The organism is Frankia sp. CeCAU1 (genome assembly GCF_977971845.1).
The window spans coordinates 3,911-7,265 of the sequence record NZ_CDWWXA010000189.1 but is presented as its reverse complement, the minus strand read 5'-3'; the positions used below and the strand labels follow the sequence as shown (position 1 = coordinate 7,265).

Annotated in this window: 2 protein-coding genes and 1 pseudogene; 1 reads left to right on the top strand and 2 read right to left on the bottom strand. The window is 69.7% G+C overall.

The genetic code is table 11. The features are described 5' to 3' along the window. Positions 1-82: 82 nt before the first annotated feature. Positions 83-937 (bottom strand): SAM-dependent methyltransferase, encoded by an 855-nt coding sequence (locus tag AC08OO_RS21605; RefSeq protein ID WP_476611798.1) that lies wholly within the window; start codon positions 935-937, stop codon positions 83-85. Between the two features lie 213 nt (positions 938-1,150). Here AC08OO_RS21605 and AC08OO_RS21600 point away from each other — a divergent pair. Next, positions 1,151-1,741 (top strand): annotated as a pseudogene (locus AC08OO_RS21600) (cyclase family protein); the annotation flags it as partial. 221 nt (positions 1,742-1,962) lie between these two features. Here the strand turns inward: AC08OO_RS21600 and AC08OO_RS21595 are convergent. Next, complete coding sequence (locus AC08OO_RS21595) at positions 1,963-3,288, bottom strand: hypothetical protein (RefSeq protein WP_476611797.1); 1,326 nt, start codon at positions 3,286-3,288, stop codon at positions 1,963-1,965. Positions 3,289-3,355 lie beyond the last annotated feature (67 nt).

Below are 3,355 nucleotides of genomic sequence, written 5' to 3'. Positions count from 1 at the left end.
CACGCTCCACTAGCGGCTGACCACCTACCGGCCGGGCGAGATCTCGCATATCCGCAGTGTCATGGACGGCGAGGCGCGCGGGCTACGGTTTCCGGGCGATTCCGCCATACATGTACACGTGGGCATCGTCCAGCGCAGCCGCCTCCTCGTCGGGATGCCAGTGGTGGACGAGCACTACTCCGGGGTCAAGCAGTTCCAGCCCGTCAAAGAAACGCTCGACCGTGCTTTTATCGCGCGCGATCAGCGGAATGCCGTTGGCGTTGTATGCGGCCTCCCCGGCGCGGGCTTCCTCGGGCGCGCTGTCGGCCGTGGCGGTCGACAGCGCCAGGATGCTCCCCGCCGGCAGCGGGCGCATGAGCCGGCCGATGATATCCTGAACGATCGCGTCATCAGTGATGAACTGCACGATCGCGATCAGACTGACCGCCATAGGCCGGCCCAGGTCGAGAGTTTCCCGCAGTTGCTCGGACTCCAGGATCCCCTCCGGGTTGCGGAAGTCGGCGTCGAGATAGTCGGTCCGGCCCTCGGGGGTGCTGGCGAGCAGTGCTCGGGCGTGCACCAACACGATGGGGTCGTTGTCGACATAGAGAATCCGCGATTCCGGCGCGACCTCCTGGACGACCTCATGTAGGTTCGGCGCGGTCGGCAGCCCGGTACCGATATCCAGGAACTGCCGGATGCCGTGCTCCGCCGCCAGGACGCGGGCCATCCTGACCATGAAGTTCCGGTTGGCCCGCATGGACGTGGGTAGGTTGGGCATACTCCTGGTGAACTCCGCGGCCGCAGCCCGGTCCGCCGGGAAGTTTTCCTTGCCGCCGAGTATGTAGTCGTAGACCCGCGCCGAGTGCGGAACGTCGCTCTTCAGGTCGACGTTCGGCGGCGCCCAGTCCGGCACCACCGAGCCGTGGGTCCACCCGGCGTTGTCACCTTTGGCCACGACTCCCCCTAGCTCTGACAGCGCCCATACACAGACGCACTGATTATTTCTCCCAGACTCTCCCATGACCCCGTAATGGCGGCATCGGATGGGGTCGGGGAGTGACGTCCTCGGGGAGTGACGTCCTCGGGGAGTGACGTCCTCGGGGAGTGACGTCCTCGGGGAGTGACGTCCTCGGGGAGTGACGTCCTCGGGGAGTGACGTCCTCGGGGAGTGACGTCCTCGGGGAGTGTTGCCTCCTGGGATCCTGGGCATGCCTGGCCCCCTCGGCCCGCCTGGCCCCCTCGGCCCGCCTTCGGCCGCCCCGGGCTCCGGGGGCGGACACCGGATGGAGATCATCGTCTCGTGAGCACCGAGCTGATCGATCTGTCGGTACCCATCGTGACCGGCATGCCCGTCTACCCGGGGGATCCCGAGGTCGACGTGTCACCGGCACTGACCACGGCCGAGTCCGGCGTCAACGTGCAGCGCCTGCACCTGGGATCACAGACGGGCACGCATGTCGACGCCCCCTTCCACATCGACGACTCGCTGCCCAGGCTTGACGAGGTTCCGCTACAACGTTTCACCGGACCCGCGGTTCTGCTGGACGCGCGGGGCTACGGTCCACAGGCTGCGATCGGCCCGGAGGTGCTATCGGGCCCCTTTACCCGCCCGTTTCCTCACGATGTCGTCGTCCTCATCGTCACAGGATGGTCCGTCCACTGGGGCCACGACGGGTACCTACGACATCCCTATCTCGCGCCGGACACCGCGCGGGCCCTCGTCAACGCGGGTGTCCGGACGGTCGGTATCGATGCGCTCAGCGTTGATCGGACACCCGGACCGGGCCAGGATGTCAGTCTCGCGGCCCACCGGATTCTGGGTGGGGCCGGTGCCGTCATCGTAGAGAACCTGACCAGTCTCGATCGACTTCTCACCGCCCGGGCGAACGGACGGCCCATCCACATCGTCCTGTTCCCGATTCCGCTCGCCGGAGCCGACGGTGCCCCGGTCCGGGCGGTCGCAAGCGTCGGCCCCGCGGATCAGCTCCCCACCGCGTGCCGTCGCAGCAGCGGGTCGAGTTCGCCGGACGTGTCCCCCACAACGTTCCCGCCCGCCGGTGACGCATCGTCCGTCGGCCCGGCCGGCGTCGCCGTACCCGAGGGCATGATCCCGGTGGGAGCCACCAGCCCACCGTGCGTCCCCGGGGGGTTCACCTGTACCCGGCCGGGGCGTGAGGTGGTCGAGCGCGTGCCCACGCGGGGCGCGGACCGGATGGCCGGCCGGGCCGAGGCCACGTCCACACCGACAACACCGTCCACACCGTCCACACCGTCCACACCGGTCTCGCCGTAGCCCGTCTCGGGGTACTCGGCGAACCGGGCGAGATCGTCCTCCTCCGCGCCCTCGTCCAGGCCCGGCTGACCAGCCGCCAGAGCGCCGAGGTCGATCGTCTCGGCGCAGGCGATCGCGAGCTCCTCGTCGGTGAGCTCCTCCACCGGCTGCTGGCCAACCCGCTCCTCCAGGGAGTCCGGTCCCGGCTGACGCTGCCGGTAGGCGAAGGAGGACCCGATCGGGGGCCGTCGGCGCCGGGCGGCCCGCTCGGCCTCGATCCGCCGGTCTATCGCCGCACGCGCGGTGGCCAGCCGCCGCTCGGTCTGCGCCGACCGGCGAAGATGAACGAGGTACGCGCCGAGTACGGCATCGACGAGGAAGTGCCCGGCGATCCACAGCCCGCCGAGGACGGCGGCCAGCACGATGCTCACCGCAAGCAGGACGAGCAGGACGAGCAGGCGCTGCCGACGCACCCGCATCAGGGCGGCACGCTCGGCGTCCGCCCGACGCTCGGGACCGCGCGGAGGAACATCCACCCGCGGATCGTCGGGGTGCGCACCCGACCACCGTGGGCGGCCGGGGCACCCGTCCTCCGAGCCCCCGCCCTCCGGATCCTCGCCAGCAGACCCGCCACCGGATAGCAACACGCCACCGGTCGAAGCGTCCTCGACGATCGGCGTGCCGGCCGCGATGGGCATCCCGGGGACGACCGGCTGCCCGCCGGGGGCTCCGGCCTCCCGGGACGGCTCGGCGGACACCGAATCCCCGAGCTCCGCGAGGTCGACCGGTCCATCGAAGAATTCCGCGTGCGACATTCCCGTTCCTCCCACGGTGAAGACGCCGCCATGATCGCCGCCGAAACGATCGACGACGGCACCGCCCCGGCCGGGCGGCCGTCGGGAGAGCACCCGCATCGCAACCGTGAAACGCTCGGTGGACCGCTGCTGCGCCGTCGTGTCGTGACGGCGCAGCCACATCGGGATCAGCACGAATCCCCAGACCGCGACGATCGCCACCCAGATCAACGCGCTCATCGGACCACACCTGCACGACCCTGGTCGATCCCATCATCGACCACCATGATCCCGCCCGCCCCCATAC

What these genes read in the sequence shown, in the direction of transcription:
- AC08OO_RS21595 (WP_476611797.1), bottom strand. Translation starts at nt 3,288, where the DNA reads ATGAGCGCGTTGATCTGGGTGGCGATCGTCGCGGTCTGGGGATTCGTG.